18 protein-coding genes and 1 riboswitch are annotated in these 19108 nt (G+C 64.7%); of the genes, 12 read left to right on the top strand and 6 right to left on the bottom strand.

Features of this window, described 5'->3' with window-relative positions:
- Positions 1-16: 16 nt before the first annotated feature.
- The 3 genes from RM2_RS00345 (at position 17) to disA (ending at position 3319) form a co-directional block, all read left to right on the top strand.
- Positions 17-649: a copper chaperone PCu(A)C domain-containing protein gene (locus RM2_RS00345; RefSeq protein WP_072686868.1), complete on the top strand. Its 633-nt coding sequence runs from the start codon at positions 17-19 to the stop codon at positions 647-649.
- Between the two features lie 46 nt (positions 650-695).
- The gene (radA, locus tag RM2_RS00340) at positions 696-2081 is read left to right on the top strand and encodes a DNA repair protein RadA (protein WP_072686867.1); all 1386 of its coding nucleotides are present in this window, start codon (positions 696-698) and stop codon (positions 2079-2081) included.
- A 152-nt stretch (positions 2082-2233) separates the two neighbouring features.
- A complete protein-coding gene (disA, locus tag RM2_RS00335; RefSeq protein ID WP_072686866.1) occupies positions 2234-3319 on the top strand; it encodes a DNA integrity scanning diadenylate cyclase DisA in 1086 nt (361 codons plus the stop codon).
- A 5-nt stretch (positions 3320-3324) separates the two neighbouring features.
- On the opposite strand, the gene RM2_RS00330 is transcribed toward disA, so the two are convergent.
- Positions 3325-4044, bottom strand: a complete 720-nt coding sequence (locus tag RM2_RS00330; RefSeq protein ID WP_072687179.1) for a FadR/GntR family transcriptional regulator — start codon at positions 4042-4044, stop codon at positions 3325-3327.
- Between the two features lie 216 nt (positions 4045-4260).
- Between RM2_RS00330 and RM2_RS00325 the strand changes: the two genes are divergently transcribed.
- From RM2_RS00325 to RM2_RS00315, 3 genes are read left to right on the top strand one after another with little or no spacing between them, the layout of a single operon-like run.
- On the top strand, positions 4261-5709 hold the full coding sequence (locus RM2_RS00325; protein WP_072686865.1) for an aspartate ammonia-lyase: 1449 nt from the start codon (positions 4261-4263) through the stop codon (positions 5707-5709).
- A complete protein-coding gene (locus RM2_RS00320) occupies positions 5706-7154 on the top strand; it encodes an amino acid permease (RefSeq protein WP_072686864.1) in 1449 nt (482 codons plus the stop codon). The genes RM2_RS00325 and RM2_RS00320 overlap by 4 nt, the downstream gene beginning before the upstream one ends.
- 13 nt (positions 7155-7167) lie before the next feature.
- The gene (locus RM2_RS00315; protein ID WP_072686863.1) at positions 7168-8127 is read left to right on the top strand and encodes an asparaginase; all 960 of its coding nucleotides are present in this window, start codon (positions 7168-7170) and stop codon (positions 8125-8127) included.
- Here the strand turns inward: RM2_RS00315 and RM2_RS00310 are convergent.
- On the bottom strand, positions 8120-8920 hold the full coding sequence (locus RM2_RS00310; protein ID WP_072686862.1) for a hypothetical protein: 801 nt from the start codon (positions 8918-8920) through the stop codon (positions 8120-8122). The two genes, RM2_RS00315 and RM2_RS00310, sit on opposite strands and share 8 nt — an antisense overlap.
- Before the next feature lie 59 nt (positions 8921-8979).
- Positions 8980-9606, bottom strand: a complete 627-nt coding sequence (locus RM2_RS00305) for a carbonic anhydrase (protein ID WP_072686861.1) — start codon at positions 9604-9606, stop codon at positions 8980-8982.
- Positions 9607-9703: 97 nt separating this feature from the next.
- Between RM2_RS00305 and RM2_RS00300 the strand changes: the two genes are divergently transcribed.
- Together RM2_RS00300 and RM2_RS00295 are read left to right on the top strand one after the other, a co-directional pair.
- Complete coding sequence (locus RM2_RS00300) at positions 9704-10582, top strand: iron-sulfur binding domain-containing protein (RefSeq protein WP_072686860.1); 879 nt, start codon at positions 9704-9706, stop codon at positions 10580-10582.
- A gap of 146 nt (positions 10583-10728) precedes the next feature.
- A complete protein-coding gene (locus RM2_RS00295) occupies positions 10729-11139 on the top strand; it encodes a YjbQ family protein (protein ID WP_072686859.1) in 411 nt (136 codons plus the stop codon).
- Positions 11140-11280: 141 nt separating this feature from the next.
- Here the strand turns inward: RM2_RS00295 and RM2_RS00290 are convergent, their stop codons facing one another.
- The gene (locus tag RM2_RS00290; protein WP_072686858.1) at positions 11281-13530 is read right to left on the bottom strand and encodes an RICIN domain-containing protein; all 2250 of its coding nucleotides are present in this window, start codon (positions 13528-13530) and stop codon (positions 11281-11283) included.
- Positions 13531-13916: 386 nt separating this feature from the next.
- Positions 13917-14672 (bottom strand): alpha/beta fold hydrolase, encoded by a 756-nt coding sequence (locus RM2_RS00285; RefSeq protein ID WP_072686857.1) that lies wholly within the window; start codon positions 14670-14672, stop codon positions 13917-13919.
- A 32-nt stretch (positions 14673-14704) separates the two neighbouring features.
- Here RM2_RS00285 and mhuD point away from each other — a divergent pair, with 32 nt between their 5' ends.
- From mhuD to RM2_RS00270, 3 genes are all read left to right on the top strand, one after another.
- Positions 14705-15019, top strand: a complete 315-nt coding sequence (mhuD, locus tag RM2_RS00280) for a mycobilin-forming heme oxygenase MhuD (RefSeq protein WP_072686856.1) — start codon at positions 14705-14707, stop codon at positions 15017-15019.
- A 52-nt stretch (positions 15020-15071) separates the two neighbouring features.
- Positions 15072-15205, top strand: a riboswitch (cobalamin riboswitch).
- Between the two features lie 23 nt (positions 15206-15228).
- The gene (locus RM2_RS00275) at positions 15229-15423 is read left to right on the top strand and encodes a CbtB domain-containing protein (RefSeq protein ID WP_072686855.1); all 195 of its coding nucleotides are present in this window, start codon (positions 15229-15231) and stop codon (positions 15421-15423) included.
- A complete protein-coding gene (locus RM2_RS00270; protein ID WP_072686854.1) occupies positions 15414-16211 on the top strand; it encodes a CbtA family protein in 798 nt (265 codons plus the stop codon). Before RM2_RS00275 ends, RM2_RS00270 begins: the two co-directional genes overlap by 10 nt.
- Positions 16212-16234: 23 nt before the next feature.
- On the opposite strand, the gene RM2_RS00265 is transcribed toward RM2_RS00270, so the two are convergent.
- Positions 16235-17515, bottom strand: a complete 1281-nt coding sequence (locus RM2_RS00265; protein WP_072686853.1) for an ROK family transcriptional regulator — start codon at positions 17513-17515, stop codon at positions 16235-16237.
- 282 nt (positions 17516-17797) lie between these two features.
- Here RM2_RS00265 and RM2_RS00260 point away from each other — a divergent pair, with 282 nt between their 5' ends.
- A complete protein-coding gene (locus RM2_RS00260) occupies positions 17798-19081 on the top strand; it encodes a glycoside hydrolase family 1 protein (RefSeq protein ID WP_218017203.1) in 1284 nt (427 codons plus the stop codon).
- Positions 19082-19108: the final 27 nt, after the last annotated feature.

Genomic DNA, 19108 nt, shown 5'->3' with positions numbered 1-19108 from the left:
AACTGGAGGACAACTCGTGACTGCTCTCGACAAGTCGACTCGCCGAGTCGCTACCGCCGTTGCTCTCGCTGCCGGCGCAGCCCTCACGCTGTCAGCTTGCAGTTCGGGCCAGATCACCCAGACCTCGAGCCAGGTCGCCGCGGTCAACGGCAACAGTGCTGACAGCGGATCGATCGCGCTGCGCAATGTGCACGTGGTGTACCCCAACTCCGACGAGTACAGCATCGAACCCGGCGGCAACGCGGTCCTCGCGTTCACCGCGATCAACAACAACGAGTCCGTCGCCGACAGGCTGACCGGGATCTCCACGGACTTCGCCCAGTCCGTGACGATCGGTACCGCCACCGGCGGTCTGGAGATCGCACCGCATACCTCGCTGGCCGCAGGACCCCCGGTGCAGGCCTTCGAAGACAGCTTGGTAGCGCTGAACCAGTCGGACGAGAACGCAGACGCACCTACCCGCGTGTTGCTGGTCACCCTCGACGATCTGAACGAAGGCGTGCGACCCGGCCTCACCTTCCCGGTCACCTTCACGTTCGAGAACGCCGGCGATGTCACCGTCTCGGTGCCCGTAGACGCCGGCCCCGAGACCGAGCGCCACGTCTCCGACAAGTCACCCGGCGGCGAAGCCGAAGGCGGCGGACACTAGAAGCCGTATCGGGTCCGCTGTCGGACCCGATATCTAGTCTGATCGGGTGGCCAAACCGAGATCCAATTTTCGCTGCTCGTCGTGCCAGTGCACGGTTCCCAAATGGGTCGGGCGGTGCCCGGAGTGCGACAGCTGGGGTTCGATGGACGAGGCGCCGATCATTGCGTCGGTCGCCAGCCGAACCGGCGCCTCCCTCGCAAAAGCTGGTGCGGGCGCTGTACTTCCGTCCAGCCCGGCCACTCCAATCACCCAGATCGACAGCACGTCCACTCGCGCCAAGCCGACAGGCATCGGCGAACTCGACCGTGTCCTCGGCGGCGGGGTGGTGCCGGGTTCGGTCGTCCTTCTCGCCGGAGAACCCGGCGTCGGCAAGTCGACGCTGTTACTCGAGGTCGTTCACCAGTGGGCCCGGCGCGGCCCCGACGACCGGTCCCTCTACGTCACGGGTGAGGAATCTGCGGGGCAGGTGCGCCTGCGCGCCGATCGGACCGGCGCGGTGCACGAGAGGGTCTATCTCACCGCCGAATCCGACCTTGCGACCATCCTCGGCCATGTGGAGCAGGTCGGCCCCACCCTGCTGATCGTCGACTCCGTCCAGACCATGTGCGCTGCGGATGTCGACGGGGTCGTCGGCGGAGTCACCCAGGTGAAGGCGGTCACCAGCGCGCTCACATCCCTCGCGAAAGCCAGTGGCGTGCCCGTGCTGCTGATCGGTCATGTCACGAAGGACGGAGCCGTCGCCGGTCCACGGTCGCTTGAGCACCTCGTGGACGTGGTCCTGAATTTCGAGGGCGACAAACACTCCACCCTCCGCATGGTGCGCGGCGTCAAGAACCGTTTCGGTGCGGCAGACGAGGTCGGCTGCTTCGAACTGCGCGAAGACGGCATCGCCGGCATCAGCGACCCGTCCGGACTGTTCCTGCACCACCGCGCCGAAGCCGTCCCCGGGACGGCGGTCACCGTCATGATGGACGGCAAACGGCCAATGCTCGGCGAAGTCCAGGCCCTCGTCGCCGCAACGTCCATGCCCGCACCTCGGCGCGCGGTGAGCGGACTCGACAGCGCCCGCGTTGCGATGGTGCTGGCCGTGCTCGATCGACGGTGCGGGGTGCCAATCGCGAAGAACGACGTTTACGCGGCAACCGTCGGCGGCATGCGGATGACCGAACCCTCCGCCGACCTCGCCCTCGCCCTCGCCGTCGCGTCTGCTGTGCAGGACAAGCCCGTCCCCGACGGACTCGTGATCCTCGGCGAAGTGGGCCTCGCCGGGGAGGTTCGCCGGGTGCCCGGGGTGGGGCGGCGCCTCGCGGAGGCGGCCCGTCTGGGATTCAACCGAGCCCTGGTGCCCCTCGACTCCGGGGCGCCGCCAGCCGGCATGAAGGTCACCGAGGTTGGGAACCTCGACGCGGCGATCTCCGCTCTGCGCGGCTGAGCTGCGGCGTGGAAGCCGTCCACCAGCCCAGCGCACGGGTTGTCGGACAACATCCGGATACCAGTGGCGGACAGGTAATCTATGTGCGAGTCTGAACCGGTTTACACTACGGTCCCTACATCTGACCTCTACGTCGGCGGGAGTATTGGGCTATGGATGATGCCGAGTCGTCGTCTGCACTGCGCGAAACGATCGCCCGGCTGGCTCCCGGAACTGCACTTCGCGACGGCCTGGAACGCATTCTGCGTGGCCGCACGGGCGCCTTGATCATCCTCGGCTACGACGAGCAGATGGAAGAGATCTGCGACGGTGGCTTCGATCTCGATGTGGAGTTCGCGCCCACCCGACTGCGTGAGCTGTCCAAGATGGACGGCGCCGTGGTTCTGTCCACCGACGGCTCCCGCATCGTGCGCGCCAACGTCCAACTGGTCCCGGACCACACGATACCGACCGTCGAGTCCGGCACCCGGCACCGCGCCGCAGAGCGAACGGCCCAGCAAACCGGCTACCCCGTCGTATCGGTGAGCCAATCGATGAGCATCGTCAGCGTCTACGTCGGCGGCATCCGGCACGTCATCGAAGGTTCAGCCACGATCTTGTCGCGGGCCAACCAGGCGGTCGCCACCCTTGAGCGGTACAAGGCGCGCCTCGACGAGGTCACTCGGCAGCTATCAGTGGTCGAAATCGAAGATTTCGTCTCGCTGCGCGACGCGCTGACCGTGGTACAACGACTGGAAATGGTGCGCCGCGTGTCCGTGGAGATCGAGCAGGACGTGCTCGAACTGGGCACCGACGGGCGCCAACTGGCACTGCAACTCGGGGAACTCGTCGGGGGCCACGACGCGGACCGAGAAATCATCGCGCGCGACTACGTGGCCGGCCCCGGCCCGGCCCGGACCGCCGACGTCGAGAAGCTGCTTTCGGCACTCGACCTGATCACGGACGTAGAGCTTCTCGACCTCACAACTTTGGCCCACGCTTTCGGATATCCGGGCACCGTCGAAGCATTGGAGGCGCCGATGAGCCCCCGCGGCTACCGCGTCCTGACCCGCGTGCCCCGTCTGCAGTTCGACCAGATCCACGGGCTCGTCGGATCGTTCGGAACCCTGCAGTCACTCCTCGCCGCGACCGCGGCCGATCTGGAGTCGGTGGATGGGATCGGCGGGTTGTGGGCGCGACACATTCGGGAGGGCTTATCCAGGTTCGCCGAAGGGTCGATCGCCGGCGCGTACGACTAGCCTCCTCAGTTGCGGTCAGTCGGACCGGACTCCCCGACAACGGATTTCAGTGCCGCCCGGACCGCGTCCAGATGTTCGGCCATGGCACGCGCGGCCTGGTCATAAATTCCGGACGCGATTCCGCTCACGATCCGCGCGTGCTCGTCGTTCGCCTTCTCTCTACGGCCGGCAAGCAGATTCAGAGTCTCGGACTGACGGGTCAGCGTCTCGCGTATGTCGACAATCACCGATTCGAAGACGCGATTCCCGCTCATCCGAGCAATCAGCCCATGCAATTGGGCATCCAGTGCAACCCACACGAGTGGATCACTCTCGTCTCGCATCCGGTCCACCAGGCCGCACAGCACCTCGACGTCCTCGTCGGAATGCCGTTGGGCCGCCCACCCCGCGGCGGGAATCTCCACGTGCGGCCGCGCCTCGACGAGTTCTTGCGCGGCGTAACTGCCGAAATCCAGATCGCGGGCGATCGAATTGCTGACGACGAACGTGCCCAGGCCCGACTTCGTCTCCGTGAGCCCGAGCGCATGACAGGAACGGAGGGCCTCGCGGATCACCGATCGACTGACACCGTGCCGCGTAGCCAGGGACGCCTCCGCCGGAAGTCGTTCACCGACCGACAAGGCACCGGACGTGATCGCGTCACGAAGATCCGTGAGGACCGCCTCCGCAGCGCTGACCCGCGCGGTGACGGGGCGCCTGACTACCCAGCTGTCTGACAGGTCCATGTCCATATTGTTCTCACTCCCGACCCACGCCGTCAACTCGCGGTACGACCGGGTTGACGCGTACGAGTGAGCAGGGTAACAATGGCGCCTGTCTGACAGCCTGGTAGGTGGATCGCCGGCAGTTCGATCGAGGAATTGGCCCCACCTGACGAGAACAGACTCCAACACAGCCCCTGCACAGCAGCGCTCGCGCGAATCCATGTGAGGAAGAATCAAGTGCTCGAAACGCGAACAGAACATGATTTGCTCGGCGAACGACAGGTGCCTGCGGACTCATACTGGGGCATCCACACGCTGCGTGCCGTGGAGAACTTCCCCATCACCGGCCGGCCCATCTCCACGAACCCGGATCTGATCCGGGGGCTCGCGTTCGTCAAATGGGCCGCGTCGATCGCCAACGAGAAACTCGGCATTCTGGACCACCGTCGCGCGGAGGCAATCGGTCAGGCGTGCAAGGAGATCGTGGATGGCCGGTGGCACGAGGAGTTCGTCGTCGACGTCATCCAGGGGGGAGCCGGAACCTCGACCAACATGAATGCCAACGAGGTCATCGCCAACAGAGCACTCGAAATCCTCGGCCACGGGCGCGGAGAATACGAGTTCCTCCATCCCAACGAGCACGTGAACCTCAGCCAGTCGACCAACGACGTCTATCCCACCGCGATCAACATCGCGACGATCTTCGCAATCGGCGATCTTCTCGACGCACTTCGGGTATTGCAGGACGCGTTCGCGACCAAGTCGGTGGAGTTCGCCGACACGGTAAAAATGGGACGGACCCAACTCCAGGACGCCGTGCCGATGACCCTGGGGCAAGAATTTGCGACCTACTCGATCATGATCGACGAGGACCGCGCGCGACTCGGCGAGGCTGCGCTGCTGGTTCACGAGATCAACCTCGGCGCCACCGCGATCGGCACGGGCTTGAACGCTCCCGCCGGCTATGCGGAAGCGGCGTGCGAGACCCTCAGGGAACTCACCGGACTCCCCCTCGTCCTGGCCCTCGACCTCGTCGAGGCAACGCAGGACGTGGGTCAGTTCGTTCACCTCTCCGGGGTACTCAAGCGGATCGCGGTCAAGCTGTCCAAGGTCTGCAACGACCTCCGCCTGCTGTCCTCGGGACCGCGCGCCGGTCTGAACGAGATCAACCTCCCACCGGTACAAGCTGGTTCGTCGATCATGCCAGGCAAGGTCAATCCGGTCATCCCTGAGGTCCTCAACCAGGTGGCCTACGAAGTAATTGGCAATGATGTCACCATCACCATGGCCGCCGAATCCGGTCAACTTCAACTCAACGCCTTCGAGCCGATCATCGTGCACTCCCTGTCCAAGGGGATGCGCCACCTGGGTGCCGCCTGCCGAATTCTGGCTTCCCGCTGTGTACTCGGCATCACCGCCAACGCCGACCTATTGCGTGCGCGCGTGGAAGACTCCATCGGACTCGTCACCGCGCTCAACCCGCACATCGGTTACGCCGCGTCGAATCGCATTGCACAGGAGGCCCTGTTGTCCGGCCGTAAGGTGGCCGACCTCGTGATCGAAGCAGGTCTCCTCGACCGTGACGAACTCGAACGACTTCTCAGCCCCGAACATCTCGCCAATCTGAGGGCGTCCGGTCCGGGTCCGCGCACACCCGTCGCCACGACCGCGGCAACAGTCTTGTGACAATCGAGCAGGGCGACGCCGCCGACCTCGAGATCATTGCCGAAGAAGACGAGGGGTTCCACAAAGATCTCCACCCCCGACAGATCCAGATGATCGCGATCGGCGGCGCGATCGGCACCGGACTGTTCTTGGGCTCGGGTGGCAGACTCGCGGAGGCCGGTCCGGCGCTTGTCCTCGTCTACGCCCTCTGCGGCTTTTTCGGCTTCTTGATTCTGCGGGCAATGGGCGAACTGGTGGTGCACCGACCCACTTCCGGGGCCTTCGTGTCGTACTCGCGGGAATTCTTCGGTGAGAAGATGGCTTTCGTCGCGGGATGGCTGTACTGGCTGAACTGGTCTATGACGGCCATCGTCGACGTCACGGCGGTCGCGTTGTACATGAACTTCTTCAAGAAGTACTGGGCACCAATCGGGGACGTCGACCAGTGGGTGTTCGCACTTGCCGGACTGGTCCTCGTGCTCGGCCTGAATCTGTTGTCCGTCAAAGTGTTCGGCGAATTGGAGTTCTGGTTCTCCCTCATCAAGATCGTCGCCCTGGTCTCATTCCTCTGCTTCGGAATCTACTTCCTGCTGTTCGGAACTCCAATCGAAGGCCACACGACCGGCTTCAGTCTGATCGTCGACAACGGGGGATTCTTCCCCAACGGGATCCTGCCCGCGATCGTGGTGATCCAGGGCGTCGTCTTCGCCTACGCCGCAATTGAACTCGTGGGAATCGCCGCCGGAGAGACGGAGAATCCGGAAAAGGTCATCCCGAGGGCAATCAATACGGTGATCATCCGGATCGTGGTCTTCTACGTCGGATCCATCCTGCTGCTGTCACTGCTGCTCCCCTACACGGATTACCACGATGGCGAGAGTCCGTTCGTCACGTTCTTCGGGTCCATCAATGTCGAGGGCGCCGACGGCGTCATGAATCTGGTGGTGCTCACGGCAGCGTTGTCCTCACTCAACGCCGGGCTGTACTCCACCGGGCGGATACTGCACTCAATGGCGATGTCCGGTTCCGCGCCCCCTTTCGCCGCCCGGATGAACAAGGCAGGCGTCCCCTACGGGGGTATAGCGCTCACCGCGGCGGTGGCACTGCTCGGCGTCGGACTCAACGCCATCGTTCCCAGCGAGGCGTTCGAGATCGTTCTCAATATCGCCGCGCTCGGAATCGTCGGCGCATGGGCCGTGATCGTGCTGTGCCAATTGAAGCTGTGGAAACTCGCGGAGGACGGTGTACTGAACCGGCCGGGCTTCCGGATGTTCGGCGCCCCGTACACCGGGCTGTTGACACTGGCCTTCCTGGCAGGCGTCATCGTGCTCATGGCGTTCGATCGCCCCGTCGGAACCTGGACTGTCGGATCCATCGCGATCCTCGCGCCAATGTTGGTGATCGGATGGTACTGCGCGAGGAAGCGCATCAACGCCTTGGCATCGGAACGCCACCACCACGTCTAGGGAGGGGGCAATCGTGCCGAAAGTCGCTGTCGTCACCACCGGAGGCACCATCGCCAGCAGTCGGGACAGTCGGGGTGTCAGCTCGCCGGTGATGACAGGCTCGGATCTCCTCGGTGGTGTAGGGAAGGAAACAGAACTTCGAATCAGGGACTTGATGTCGAAGGACAGTTCGAGCATGTCGTTCGCCGACATGGATCGTGTCCGCGATGCCGTCGTAGCGGAACTACGCGATCCCGACGTCGACGCGGTGGTCGTACTCCACGGAACCGACACCATGGAAGAGACCGCGTTCCTGCTGGACCTCCACCATGACGATCCGCGCCCGGTGATCTTCACCGGCGCGCAACGAACCTTCGACCACCCGGAATCCGATGCAGCGGCAAATCTCACCGCCGCGATCATGGCGGGATCGGACCCCGCACTGCGCTGTAGCGGTGTCCTGATCGCGTTCGCGGGTGCCCTGTATCGGGCAGCGGGAACCCGTAAGGCGGAGACGACGTCACTCGAGGCGTTTCATTCGGTGCACCCCACCGAAACTCCGCAGCGTCGACTCGATCCATTGCCGTGGCACCCGATATCCGGAACGCGCGTCGACATCGTCGCGATCTATCCCGGAGCGGATCGCGTTCAGATCGACGCGTGCCTGGCGTCCGGGACCCAGGGCCTGGTACTTGACGGACTGGGGTCCGGAAACGCGAACCCTGTAATCGTCGCGGCCGTCCGCGACTGCGTGTCCGCCGGGATCCCCGTCGCAGTTACCACTCGGGTGCCACGGGGCCCCATCACTCCTGCCTACGGCGGCGGGGGCGGCGGGCACGACCTCGTCGCGGCGGGTGCGCTCTTCTCCACGAATCTCAGGGCCGGTCAGGCCCGCGTGCTGCTCGCTGCGCTGCTCGCCGACCCCGACCGCGACGACCTCGGCCAGGAATTCGACCGGCGCTCACGTCTTGACGCCGCACCGCAGATCAGCTGAGGTTGAACGGCTCCGGCGCGCTCCGTAGCTGACCCAACTGCCCCACCACCGTGTACGCGCCCGGAGCCACCGGATCACGTTGGGGCTCCGGCTGCTCGAGGCAGTCGGGGGCGGAGGTCGTGGCGGACCACACCACAGTGAACTGGGCCTGCTCGCCCGGGGCGAGGGAGCGCATGTCGGCGTCGGACTGCGGGTAGCAGTCGATATTGGACCACAGACGCACCGCGCCGTCGATGGTATAGACGAGCACCTGCTGAAGGCTGCTCCCCAGATCGCGATCGCACGTCTCGGTGCCGATGTTGGTGATGACCGTCGTGAAACTCGGCTCGTCACCGGCCTGGTACGTCGGCTTGTCGGACGCTACCTTGATGGCCAGCGACTGATCAGGGCATTGCCCCGCACCAAGGGGTTGGCCGGCGGGCGCATCGCCGTCCGGCGGCCCGCCACCCCACGCCCCGCTACCCGACGCCCCGCCGGCGGGCGCATCGCCGTCCGGCGCCCCGCCACCCGACGCGCCGGAATTGCCCGGTGGCTGTGCTCCTGCTGCAGCGCCGCCACCACCCGATCCGCCGCCTGCGGAGGCCGAAGCAGAAGTCGACGCAGTCGGGGTAGTCGAAGCGGATGTGGTCGACGAAGAACTCGCCGCTGCCGGATTGGCCTCGGAATCGCCGCCCCCGCGAAGGGAGTTGATCAGTAAGCCGACGAGTAGCACCACGACGATGGCGCCGCCGACCGCCAGCGCCCTGCGGCGCCAGTAAATCTCGGGGGGCAACGGCCCAGTCGGTTCCAGCACAGAGTCAACGGTAGTTCGGTGTCGCGCGACAAGGGCTCAGCTGGTTCGGCGTGTCGCGGTCAGTCACCGAGCTCACCGACGTCCCCAACCGATCCCAGCAGCTGCATGCGGCCGTCAGAGAGCTTGTAGGTGACGCCCGCAATGGCACACGTACCTCGCTCGACGCGGTCCGCAATGATGCGTGATCGCTGCATCAGGAGCGATCCGGTCTCGACAACGTGACGCCCCTCGAGTTCGTCGACCGTGGTCAGACCCTCATCACGGCCCATCAAGATCGACGGCGTCACACGTTCGACTATGCTGCGGATGAATCCGTTCGGGACCTTGCCCTCGTCGAGGGCGTCCAACGTCGCCTTCACGGCGCCGCAGCCGTCGTGGCCCAGCACGACAATCAGCGGAACGTTCAGGATCTCCACCGCATACTCGATGGACCCGAGGACCGAGTCGTCGAGGACGTGGCCCGCCGTGCGGACGACGAACATGTCACCGAGACCCTGGTCGAAGATGATCTCGGCGGCGACACGCGAATCACCGCATCCGAACAGCACCGCAGTTGGGTGCTGCTCGTTGACGAGCTTCGCCCGGTCGGCGATTCCCTGGCTGGGATGGATCGACTTTCCGTTGACGAAACGCTCGTTACCCTGTCGCAGGGACTTCCATGCAGAAACCGGGTTGGAATGGGGCATGCAATATATTGTGCACCAATATCGTTACGGCGTTCCGCGGGAAAGTTACGGCAAAGGAAAATCCGGTTTGCGCGGGGACGAAAGGACGTGAGGAGAAGTGACCGTGGACTCCTCCGCGTTGATCAGGTGGTACGAGTCCGAGGCCCGGGACCTGCCGTGGCGTCGCGACGGAGTGAGCGCCTGGCACATCCTGATGAGCGAAATCATGCTGCAGCAGACTCCGGTGATCCGGGTGGCACCCATCTGGGAGGACTGGGTGCGTCGCTGGCCCGTCCCCTCACTGATGGCTGCGTCGAGCCAGGCTGACGTGCTGCGCGCTTGGGGCAAGCTCGGGTACCCGCGCCGCGCGCTGAGACTGCACCAGTGCGCCGGTGTGCTGGCAGCCGAACACGGCGACGTCGTGCCGAGCGATGTCGACACCCTCCTGGGGCTGCCAGGCATCGGCGCCTACACCGCACGGGCAGTGGCCTGCTTCGCGTTCGGGCAGCGTGTCCCCGTCGTCGACACCAACGTCCGACGGGTGATCGCCCGTGCCGTGCACGCAAACGCGGAGCCGGGAAACCCCTCGACCGCCCGCGACCTCGCCGACGTGTCTGCGCTACTGCCCCGCACCCGCGTACGGGCCGCCACGTTCTCGGCGGCCCTCATGGAACTCGGCGCCACCGTCTGCACCGCCCGATCACCCGACTGCTCGCGCTGCCCGCTGCCGAGTTGCGCGTGGGTGGAATCCGGGCGTCCCGCGCACACCGGTGAGCGCCGGAGAGTGCAGAAGTTCGCGGGCACCGACCGCCAGGTGCGGGGCAAGCTGATGGCCGTCCTGAGGGAGAGTTCCGCCCCCGTCGAGCGCGTCCGGCTCGATCAGGTGTGGCTCGACGACCCTGGCCAGCGCGACCGCGCCCTCCACTCGCTCCTGATCGACGGGCTCGTCGAACAGACCCAGAACGGCCTCTTCGCACTCGCGGGCGAAGGCGGTTGAGCGTCGCATCATGGACAGAACAGCCCGACTGCGCAACCGCGAATTGCACAGCGACTTCCTTTTCAACACATCAAATTTCACACGAAGATGACGGCATATCGCAGCGCTCGAAGCGAACGCTGCCGGTGAGCACTAACGTCAGGGCCATGTTCACTACCGAGATCGAGATCCGCACCGGCACTGAACCGGTCGTCCACGATTTGACCCGGGAAATCGAGAAGTTTCTCGCGGCGGCTGAAGGCGACAACGGCCTGCTGCACGTCTGGGTCCCGCACGCGACTGCCGGGCTGGCCGTCATCGAGACTGGCGCCGGGAGCGACGCCGACCTGATCGCGGCCATCGACGAACTCCTTCCTCGCGACAACCGCTGGCAACACCAGCACGGAAGCCACGGCCACGGCCGCGACCACGTGCTGCCGGCGTTCCTGCCGCCGTACGCATCGGTCCCTGTTGTCCACGGAGTCCTTGTTACAGGAACCTGGCAATCTGTATGCCTCGTCGACACCAACGTGGACAATCCGGTTCGGCATGTTCGATTCAGCTTCCTCGCCGGCTGACCCAAACGGGGTCAGCGTCAGCGACTTGCACTATGAGATGGCTTGCAGCGTAATCGGTCACGGTGGTCTTAGTCGGCCCTGCCCCGAATTGCCGCCGCCCGGCGCACTCGAGGCGCGCCGGGCGGCGAGGGTACAGCCTGGTCAGGGTCCGGAGACCAGAGTGGCCATGTTGTTCTCGGGGGTGGACGGACCCCCGAGGTCGTTGATGACGTGGTTGATCGTGCCGTTACCGCCGAGAGACACGGTCACCATGTCGTGGAAGCGGACCCCGGGCACGGCGGGGGCCTCGATGGCGTGCTCGGCGACCACGGACGGGTTGACGTTGAAGAAGCAGTAGCTGCCCAGGCCCCAGGCCTCGTGGTCCGTCACCGCCGGGTTGACGTAGTAGGCGTCGTAGCCGAGGGTGTCGCCGTTCATCCAGGCCGCCTGGTCGGGCGGGTCGTACGGCATCTCGTTCTGGAAGAAGTACGTGCGCCCGCCGTTGCCGTTCCAGATCACTTGGTGCTCCTGGTAGTGCTCGACGAACAGCCCGTACATCGTCACGTCCGTGCCGTTGACGACCAGGCCGTTGGCGGCGGTGTTATCGGTCCAGCCGATGCCGTTGCCGTGATCGGCGCGCCACAGCCACATATGGTCGCCGATGACGTCCGAGCTGTTGACCACCAGGCTCTGAGTAGCTTTGCCGACACCTGCGCCTCCGATGCGGAAGTAGACGTCGTGCAGGGAGGTGGGGTTGGCGGTGTGCCGCGCGGTCGAGCCGGACGGGCCGATCTGCATCAGGGTCTGCGAGTTCGTGGTGCCTGCGTCGATCAGCAGGCCGGCAATCTTGATCCCGTCCACGTCGGCCGTGCTGACCGCGGTGACGCCGTTGTCCGGGACGAGTGTGGCCAGTCCCAGGCCCAGCACGACGGTGTCGGGCCGGTCGATGTTCAGCGTCTGGTCGAGGTGGTAGAGGCCAGGGGTGAACAGCAGGTTCTTGCCCTGCGCGAGTGCACCGTTGATGTCGCCGGCCGTGGCGCCGGGCTTGACGATGAAGAACTGGTCGATTGGCAGCGAGTCGCCCGCCGGGTTGCCGCCCGCCCAGCTCACACCCTGAGTGTCTGTGCGCAGGGCGGGGACGAACACCTTCCAGGAGTCGGACGAGTCGACGTACAGGAACGGCTTCTCACGGATCACGGGGGACTGTGCGACGGTGGTGTATGGCGGGTTCGGGAAGGTGTTGGCCGGTGCGTTGACGTCACCGACGAAGGTCATGTTCCAGTTGGAGCCCTCCCATCCACCCATCTCGCTGTTTCGTGTCAGCCATTGTTGCTGCGTCTGAGAGTTCACCACACCGTCAATCTCGGAGTCGGCGATGAGGCCGCCGCTGGCCCAGCCACTGTCCTGGCTCAGCTCGAGGTCGCCGCGCAGGTGCATGCGCCGGTACGGGGCCGCCTGCGCAACCGCCCAGCGATCGGTACCACCCACCGGATTCACGGAGAGGTTCTCCGCCGAGCGCCAGAAATTCTGGGTGGCATCGTTCGGCTTCGTTGACTGGCCGAAGAACCAGTCGGCATCGGCATGGACACTGCCATTTATCGTCACGTCGTCCGGGGAGAGACCCAGGCCCGCAACCTGTGTGTAGAAGCCAACCTTGGCATCGGCATCATAGGTGCCCGGTTTGAAGAGCAGGGCGTAGCGCTCCGAGCCGAATTGGTTGGTGTGCTGCTGGTCGAAGATCTGGTCGATCGCGCCCTGAATCGAATCGGACGACATCGACGGATCGAACACGGTGACATTCGGGCCGAAGTCTGGGGTGCCCGGCGGGTTCGATGCCGGATCGGCGGGCACCGGCGAGTTCGACGGCTCGTCGACCGAGCGGAAGCTGAAGGACTGGGCGCCGGATCCGTTGCAGGCGTACTGCTGCATGCGAACACCATCGTCGGTCGAGGCACCGGGCACATCGAGACACTTGCCGCTGTTGCGGTTGACGAGATGGAATGCCCCGCCGAACTCCTCGACCGGAAGCCACTGCTGGTTGGCCCCGCCGGAGTACGACCAGAGCTGGACCGCAGCGCCGTCGTCCTTGGAGACGTCGACGATGTCCCAGGACTTGGTGGCGTCGTTGCGATTGTCAACGCGGACGTATCCGTCGCTGGTCGGCTGGAAATGCCACTGCTGCGCGGCGGTCCCAGCGCAGGTGTTCTGCTCAACTGCGGTGCCGTCGGCGGTGCCTTCTGCTGCGGCGTCGACGCACTTGCCACTGTTCTCGGCAACGACGGTCACCCAGTCATCGGGGATAGTGGGGACGGCCTGGGCCGGTGCAGTCAGCACAACGGCAGACAGACCCCAGACCAACAGCGCGGCAAGGGCGAACGACACGCCGCGGGACGGCGCTCCGAGGGTTCTCATGAATTGCTCCTGAGCCGCGCAGGGCGCGGCACCTGGGTGTTTTGCGACCGGCATGCCGAAACGGACGGCGGTAAGCAAAACGTGTGGGTAAAGGAATGGCCCGCCGGGCGCGCGCCCCAGCGTGTCAGTGACTGAAAAGGTCAAAGCGGCCTTTTCGCTACGCAAAGAAGTTATGCTTTCGTGACATTCCCGTCAAGGGGTGTTCTGGCTAAATCTCCGGCGCGCCCGGAAACCAACCGGTTCGACAACTCGACAGTCGGATGCGAACCCAAGTTGCGGGTAGTTTGCGGGAACCCCGCACCGATTCCACTGATGCCCAAGATGATTGAGTGACCACCGGGTTGCCTACGTAGTTGCCGGTTGTTACCAGCCACCTCAGCTACGCCTTAACCGAGCCCATCGAGGAACCTCTCGACAACCTTTCGGTACTGCTCGGGTTGGTCGTCATGGACGAGATGCCCGGCCCGCTCGATCCGGACATAGTGGGCGACCGGATGCCGCTCGGCCATTGCCTGCATCTGACCGTCAGGGGTGATCGTGAACTCGCCCTCGATCAGTAGGGACGGAACCGTCACCGAGGCCCACTGATCCCAGAAATGTCTGCCGCCCCACTCCTGAGAGATGTCACGAAACGTGTCGAGGTCCCCATGCAGATACCAGCCATCGGCACGCTGGTCGAACGAGTCCAGAAAGTACTGTCCCGCAACGGGTCCGAAGAACTCGAACAAGTCTCCCGGTGTCGAGAAGGGCTGGGGCCAACTCGCGATCATCGCCACCCAGTCGTCGGCGGTGCGACCACGAAAGTCGGGGGCCATGTCCTCGACCACCAGTGCCGCTACCTTCTCCGGAAACTCGGCCGCGAGACACCAACCGTGCAGGGCGCCCATCGAATGCCCGATCACCACCCACGGCTCGGTGAAGGGTTCGAGTGCTGCGGCCAGGTCCTGCACAAAGGCTTCGGTACTCAGCTGGGGAGGTGCGGGGCGACCGTGACCTGCCGCGTCAAAGGTGTGGACATGACCGTGTTCGCGCAGCCACGGGACTTGCCGACGCCACGTCCGAGCGCTGCCCATCAGACCGTGCAGCAGCAGAATCGGCTGTCCCGTCCCACCCTCGTCGTACAACGCACTCTCACTCACCACCCCTCCGACGCTAGCGGAGTACCCTCGCCCGCATGGCAGTGGTGAAGATCAACGCAATCGAAATCCCCGAAGGCGCGGGCCCCGAACTCGAAAAGCGTTTCGCCGGGCGGGCACATGCCGTCGAGAATTCTCCAGGCTTCCTCGGCTTCCAACTCCTCCGGCCGGTCAAGGGCGAGAACCGCTACTTCGTCGTCACCCAATGGGAAAGCGAAGAGGCCTTCGAGGCGTGGCGCGACGGCCCAGCCCGGGAAGCACACGCAGGTGAGCGGAAGAAGCCAGTGGCCTCTGGTGCGTCGCTACTCGAGTTCGAGGTCGTTCTCGACGTTGCCGCAACGAACAAGGCGTGAGAGTCGCAGGAGAGCGCGAAGATTGACACGACGGCCTGCCGGATGCCAAAGTTCGCAGGACAATAGCGATGGTTCGGCAGGAATCCGGTGCAATGCCGGAGCGGTCGCGCCACTGTAATTCGGAGTAGTTCCTCAGCGGGAGCAACCTCGACAGCCAGATACTACCGCCATCGCATGGACCTAGGGGACGCGAAATCCCAGGAGGAACCATGGCACTCGCTTACGCACCAGGCACGTCGGTCGACACGACCCGTCTTGCCGTCATCTCATTCGCGATCGTTCTTTTCGCGATGCTCGCCCTCTATCTCGTGGGCTTCGACCAGGGCGCGATCTCGCGCAGTGGCATGTACATGCATGAATTGATGCATGACGGTCGCCACCTCCTGGGTCTGCCATGCCACTGACAGATTCCCTCGCGAAACTCCTCATCCGTGGCCTGCTAGCAGGTCTGATCGCAGGCATCCTGGCCGGAGGCGTCGCGTTCGTTCTCGGCGAGTCCCACATAGAGGCCGCCATCGCCATCGAAGAATCGCAAGGCGCAACCGAAGTGGCGGACCACCACGATGCCGCTCCGGCCGGTGCAGCGACAGATCACTCGCATGGTGAGGGAGACGCACTGGTCAGCCGTGACGGACAACGCTTCGGCCTGTTCCTCGCCACATCCCTCATGGGCATGGCCCTCGGCGCGATCTTCGCCGTCGTCGCGCACTATGCGCGGAGGGTCTTACCTCTGCCCGGACCGTTGCTCGCCCTGACGTTGGCAACGTTCGGTTGGTTGGCGATCGAGGCCGTTCCGTTCTTCAAATACCCCGCCAACCCGCCGGCCGTCGGTGACCCTGACACCATGACCCAGCGGACGTGGCTGTGGCTCGCCTCCGTCGCACTCGGATTGCTCGCGGTGGTCGCGGCCGCGTTTGCGGCGAGGGCTGTCGCGGCTCAGGAGTTCTTGACGGTGCGGATCGTCGCGCCAGTGGTCACGTTTCTCGTCGTGGTGACGCTCGGATACCTCGTTCTTCCTACCGTCAACGAGGTGGGCGACGATTTCCCGGCTGTGCTGCTGTGGGAATTCCGCCTGTCTTCGCTTGCGACCCAGGCGACGTTGTGGCTCGGGCTCGGACTGGTCTTCGCATTCCTGACCGAACGTGCCGCCAGGTCGAATACGCCGGCAAAGGCGACGAAAACTACTGTCTGACGCCGTCGCTCGTTGGTCAGAGGTCAGGTGGTCCGTTCTGCTGCCCGGTGGATGAGATCCGCCAGGCCGACGGGGGATCCGCGTTCGCTCCACAGGCCGAGTCGACGTGGAGAGAGTAGCTCGTCGACGACCATGTACGCCGCACCGATCAGACCTGCCGAGTTTCCCAGGGATGAGATCGCGAACTGAATCTCACTTACCGCGCTGGGAAGTGAGCGGTCGAGGACGGTGGTTCGGAATGCGGTCATGTACGGGTCGTCGATGCGGACCAGCCCTGCGTCGAGAAGAATCAGTGCGGGGTTCAGTCCACTGACCAGGACCGAGACCACCGAGCCGAGGGTATGTCCGGCGCGGGTGAGCATGTCGGTGCTCACCGGGTCACCGGCGGCAGCAGCGGTGAATACTTCAGCAGCGCCGATCGCACGGCCTTGGGCCGAGATTGCGGCGAGGATGGGACTCTCGCCCGTAGTCGCGGCGTGCTGCCCGAACTCGCCGAGCGCGGGGCCTCCGGCGACTTGGGTAAGGCAACCGGTGTGCCCGCACCAGCACCGCTCAGTGATGTCTTCGGAGACGAACACGTGCCCGAACTCCCCGGCGGAACCTTGCGAACCGCGCTGCAGCGTGCCCGACGAGATGACGGCACCACCGATCCCGCCGCCGATCTTGACGAAGAGAACGTCGTCGAGCCCACGGGCCAGTCCCTCACGTAGTTCACCAAGGGCCATCAGATTCGCATCGTTGTCGACCCACACCGGAAGGTTGTAGCGAGCGGTGAAGCGATCACGGACCGGGTAGTCGGCCCACTCCGGGGCGGACAGTGCGCCGACCGGTCGCCCGCTGGAGATCTCAACCGGGCCGGGGATACTGATTCCGATGCCGTAGATGGACGGGCTGTCGACGAGCCGGTCGGCAATCAAGGAGTCGAAGATCGATTCGACGTGGCTGAGGGTCGCATCCGGACCCGAGTGCGGGTCGGCCTCTGCGCGGATCTCGCTCAGAACGGTTCCCGCCAGATCGGTGAGACCGACAGCGATGCTGGTCGCGGCGAGTTCGGCGACGAGGATGTGAGCGCCGTCTGCGCGGAACTTCACTTCGCGGGGAGCCCGGCCGCCGGTGGAGCGTCCGACGTCGCCGTCCTCTGCGAAGCCGGCGCGGATAAGTTCCTCTAGTCGTTGGGTGACCACTTTCCTGGTCAGGCCGGTGCGCTCGACGAGTTCGGTACGTGTTATCTGGCCGGCAGATCGCAACAGGTTCAGGACCGGAAACGCGGTGTCGGTCGGCACGAGTCCGAGGTGTCGAGTCATTACGTTCCTTCCTCCGCGGGCGGCAGCTCGCCCAGTCCGGTCCGGTATCACCCTGAAGGTAGTTCCCGGCGGCAACGATCTTACGAGATCCGGAACAGGAAGACGTTCAATTGGGACATATCATTTACCCAAGGATCTCTTTAATGACTTTTGGTGTTGCTTATATACCTAAAGTATGTAAGTTGAGTGATGCACTACATATCCGTCAGGTTCCAGTGGGCGCAAAACCGCGGTCAGCTACTGCGGCCCGATCCTGGTGCCGCTTTCATTGAGGAGATCCCCGTGACTGCGATCCCCGAACTCGACCGCCCCGAAGCTTCCACACCAAAGTCCGCTTCAGAGGCCCGCGATTTCCCATCTGACTTCCTGTGGGGCTGCGCGACCGCCGCACACCAGGTCGAGGGCGGAAACATCAACAACGACTGGTGGGCGTTCGAGCACGACCCTTCGACCGCGGCCCGCGAATCCTCGGGCGACGGAATCGATCAGTTCCACCGCTACTCCGAAGACTTCGTCCTCCTGAAGGCCCTGCGCCACAACACTCACCGTCTGTCACTGGAATGGTCCCGGATCGAACCGGCCCCTGGCGAATTCAGCCAAGCGGCAATCGCACACTACCGGCGGGTACTCACCCAACTGGCCAACGCCGGGCTGATCGGATTCGTGACACTGCACCACTTCACGCTTCCCACCTGGTTCTCCGAGCGAGGCGGTTGGCTGGCACCTGACGCCATCTCCACATTCGAGCGCTACTGCCGCGTCGTGACCGCCGAGTTGGGTGACCTGATGCCGTATGTGTGCACGATCAACGAACCGCAGATGATTGCCCTGCACGGATACCTCGAGGGATACCACCCGCCCGCGATGACGAACCCGATCCTGTGGAGACGCGTCGGCCGTGTGCTTCTCGAAGCCCACCAGGCCGCCGTCCGCGCGGTCCGCGCAGAAGCACCCTCATCCAAGTCGGGTCTCGTCGTCCAACTCCCGTTACTCGCTCCCGCCCGCCCCGACGATTCGACGTGGGCCTTCTGTGAGGCCATGCGCGCCGAGATCGTCGACCTGTACCTCGAGGGCCTCACCGGCCCGGACAGAGGTGACTGGCTCGGAGTGCAGTACTACCGCAAGCAGTGGGTCGACCCGTCCTCCCCCACACTGTTCGCAGCGCCACCCGCCGGAACCCAGACGACCCAGATGGGGTGGGCGGTGTTCCCCGACGGGCTTCGGCTCATGTTGCACCGTGCCGCCGAGACCGGACTTCCCCTGTACGTCACCGAAAACGGCATCGCCACCGAGGACGACGACGAGCGGATCGACTACATCGAGTCCCACCTCTCCGCCATCGCACAGGCCCTCCGTGAGGGCGTCGACATCCGCGGATACATCCACTGGTCCGCCTTCGACAATTTCGAATGGTCCGAAGGCTACGGTCCTAAATTCGGGATGATCGCCGTCGACCGGAAACGCGACTTCGCCCGCGCCCCCAAGTCCAGCGCCTACGCCTTCGCTCGCGTCGCCGCGAGTGGCCGCATCAGCGACCTGCGCCACACGCACTCCTGGTCCTACTGATTCCCTACCCGGCAGGCCAGATCTTCG

Source organism: Rhodococcus marinonascens NBRC 14363, from assembly GCF_001894885.1.
Lineage (GTDB): Bacteria > Actinomycetota > Actinomycetes > Mycobacteriales > Mycobacteriaceae > Rhodococcus_F > Rhodococcus_F marinonascens.
This window is presented reverse-complemented; position numbering and strand designations above follow the sequence as displayed.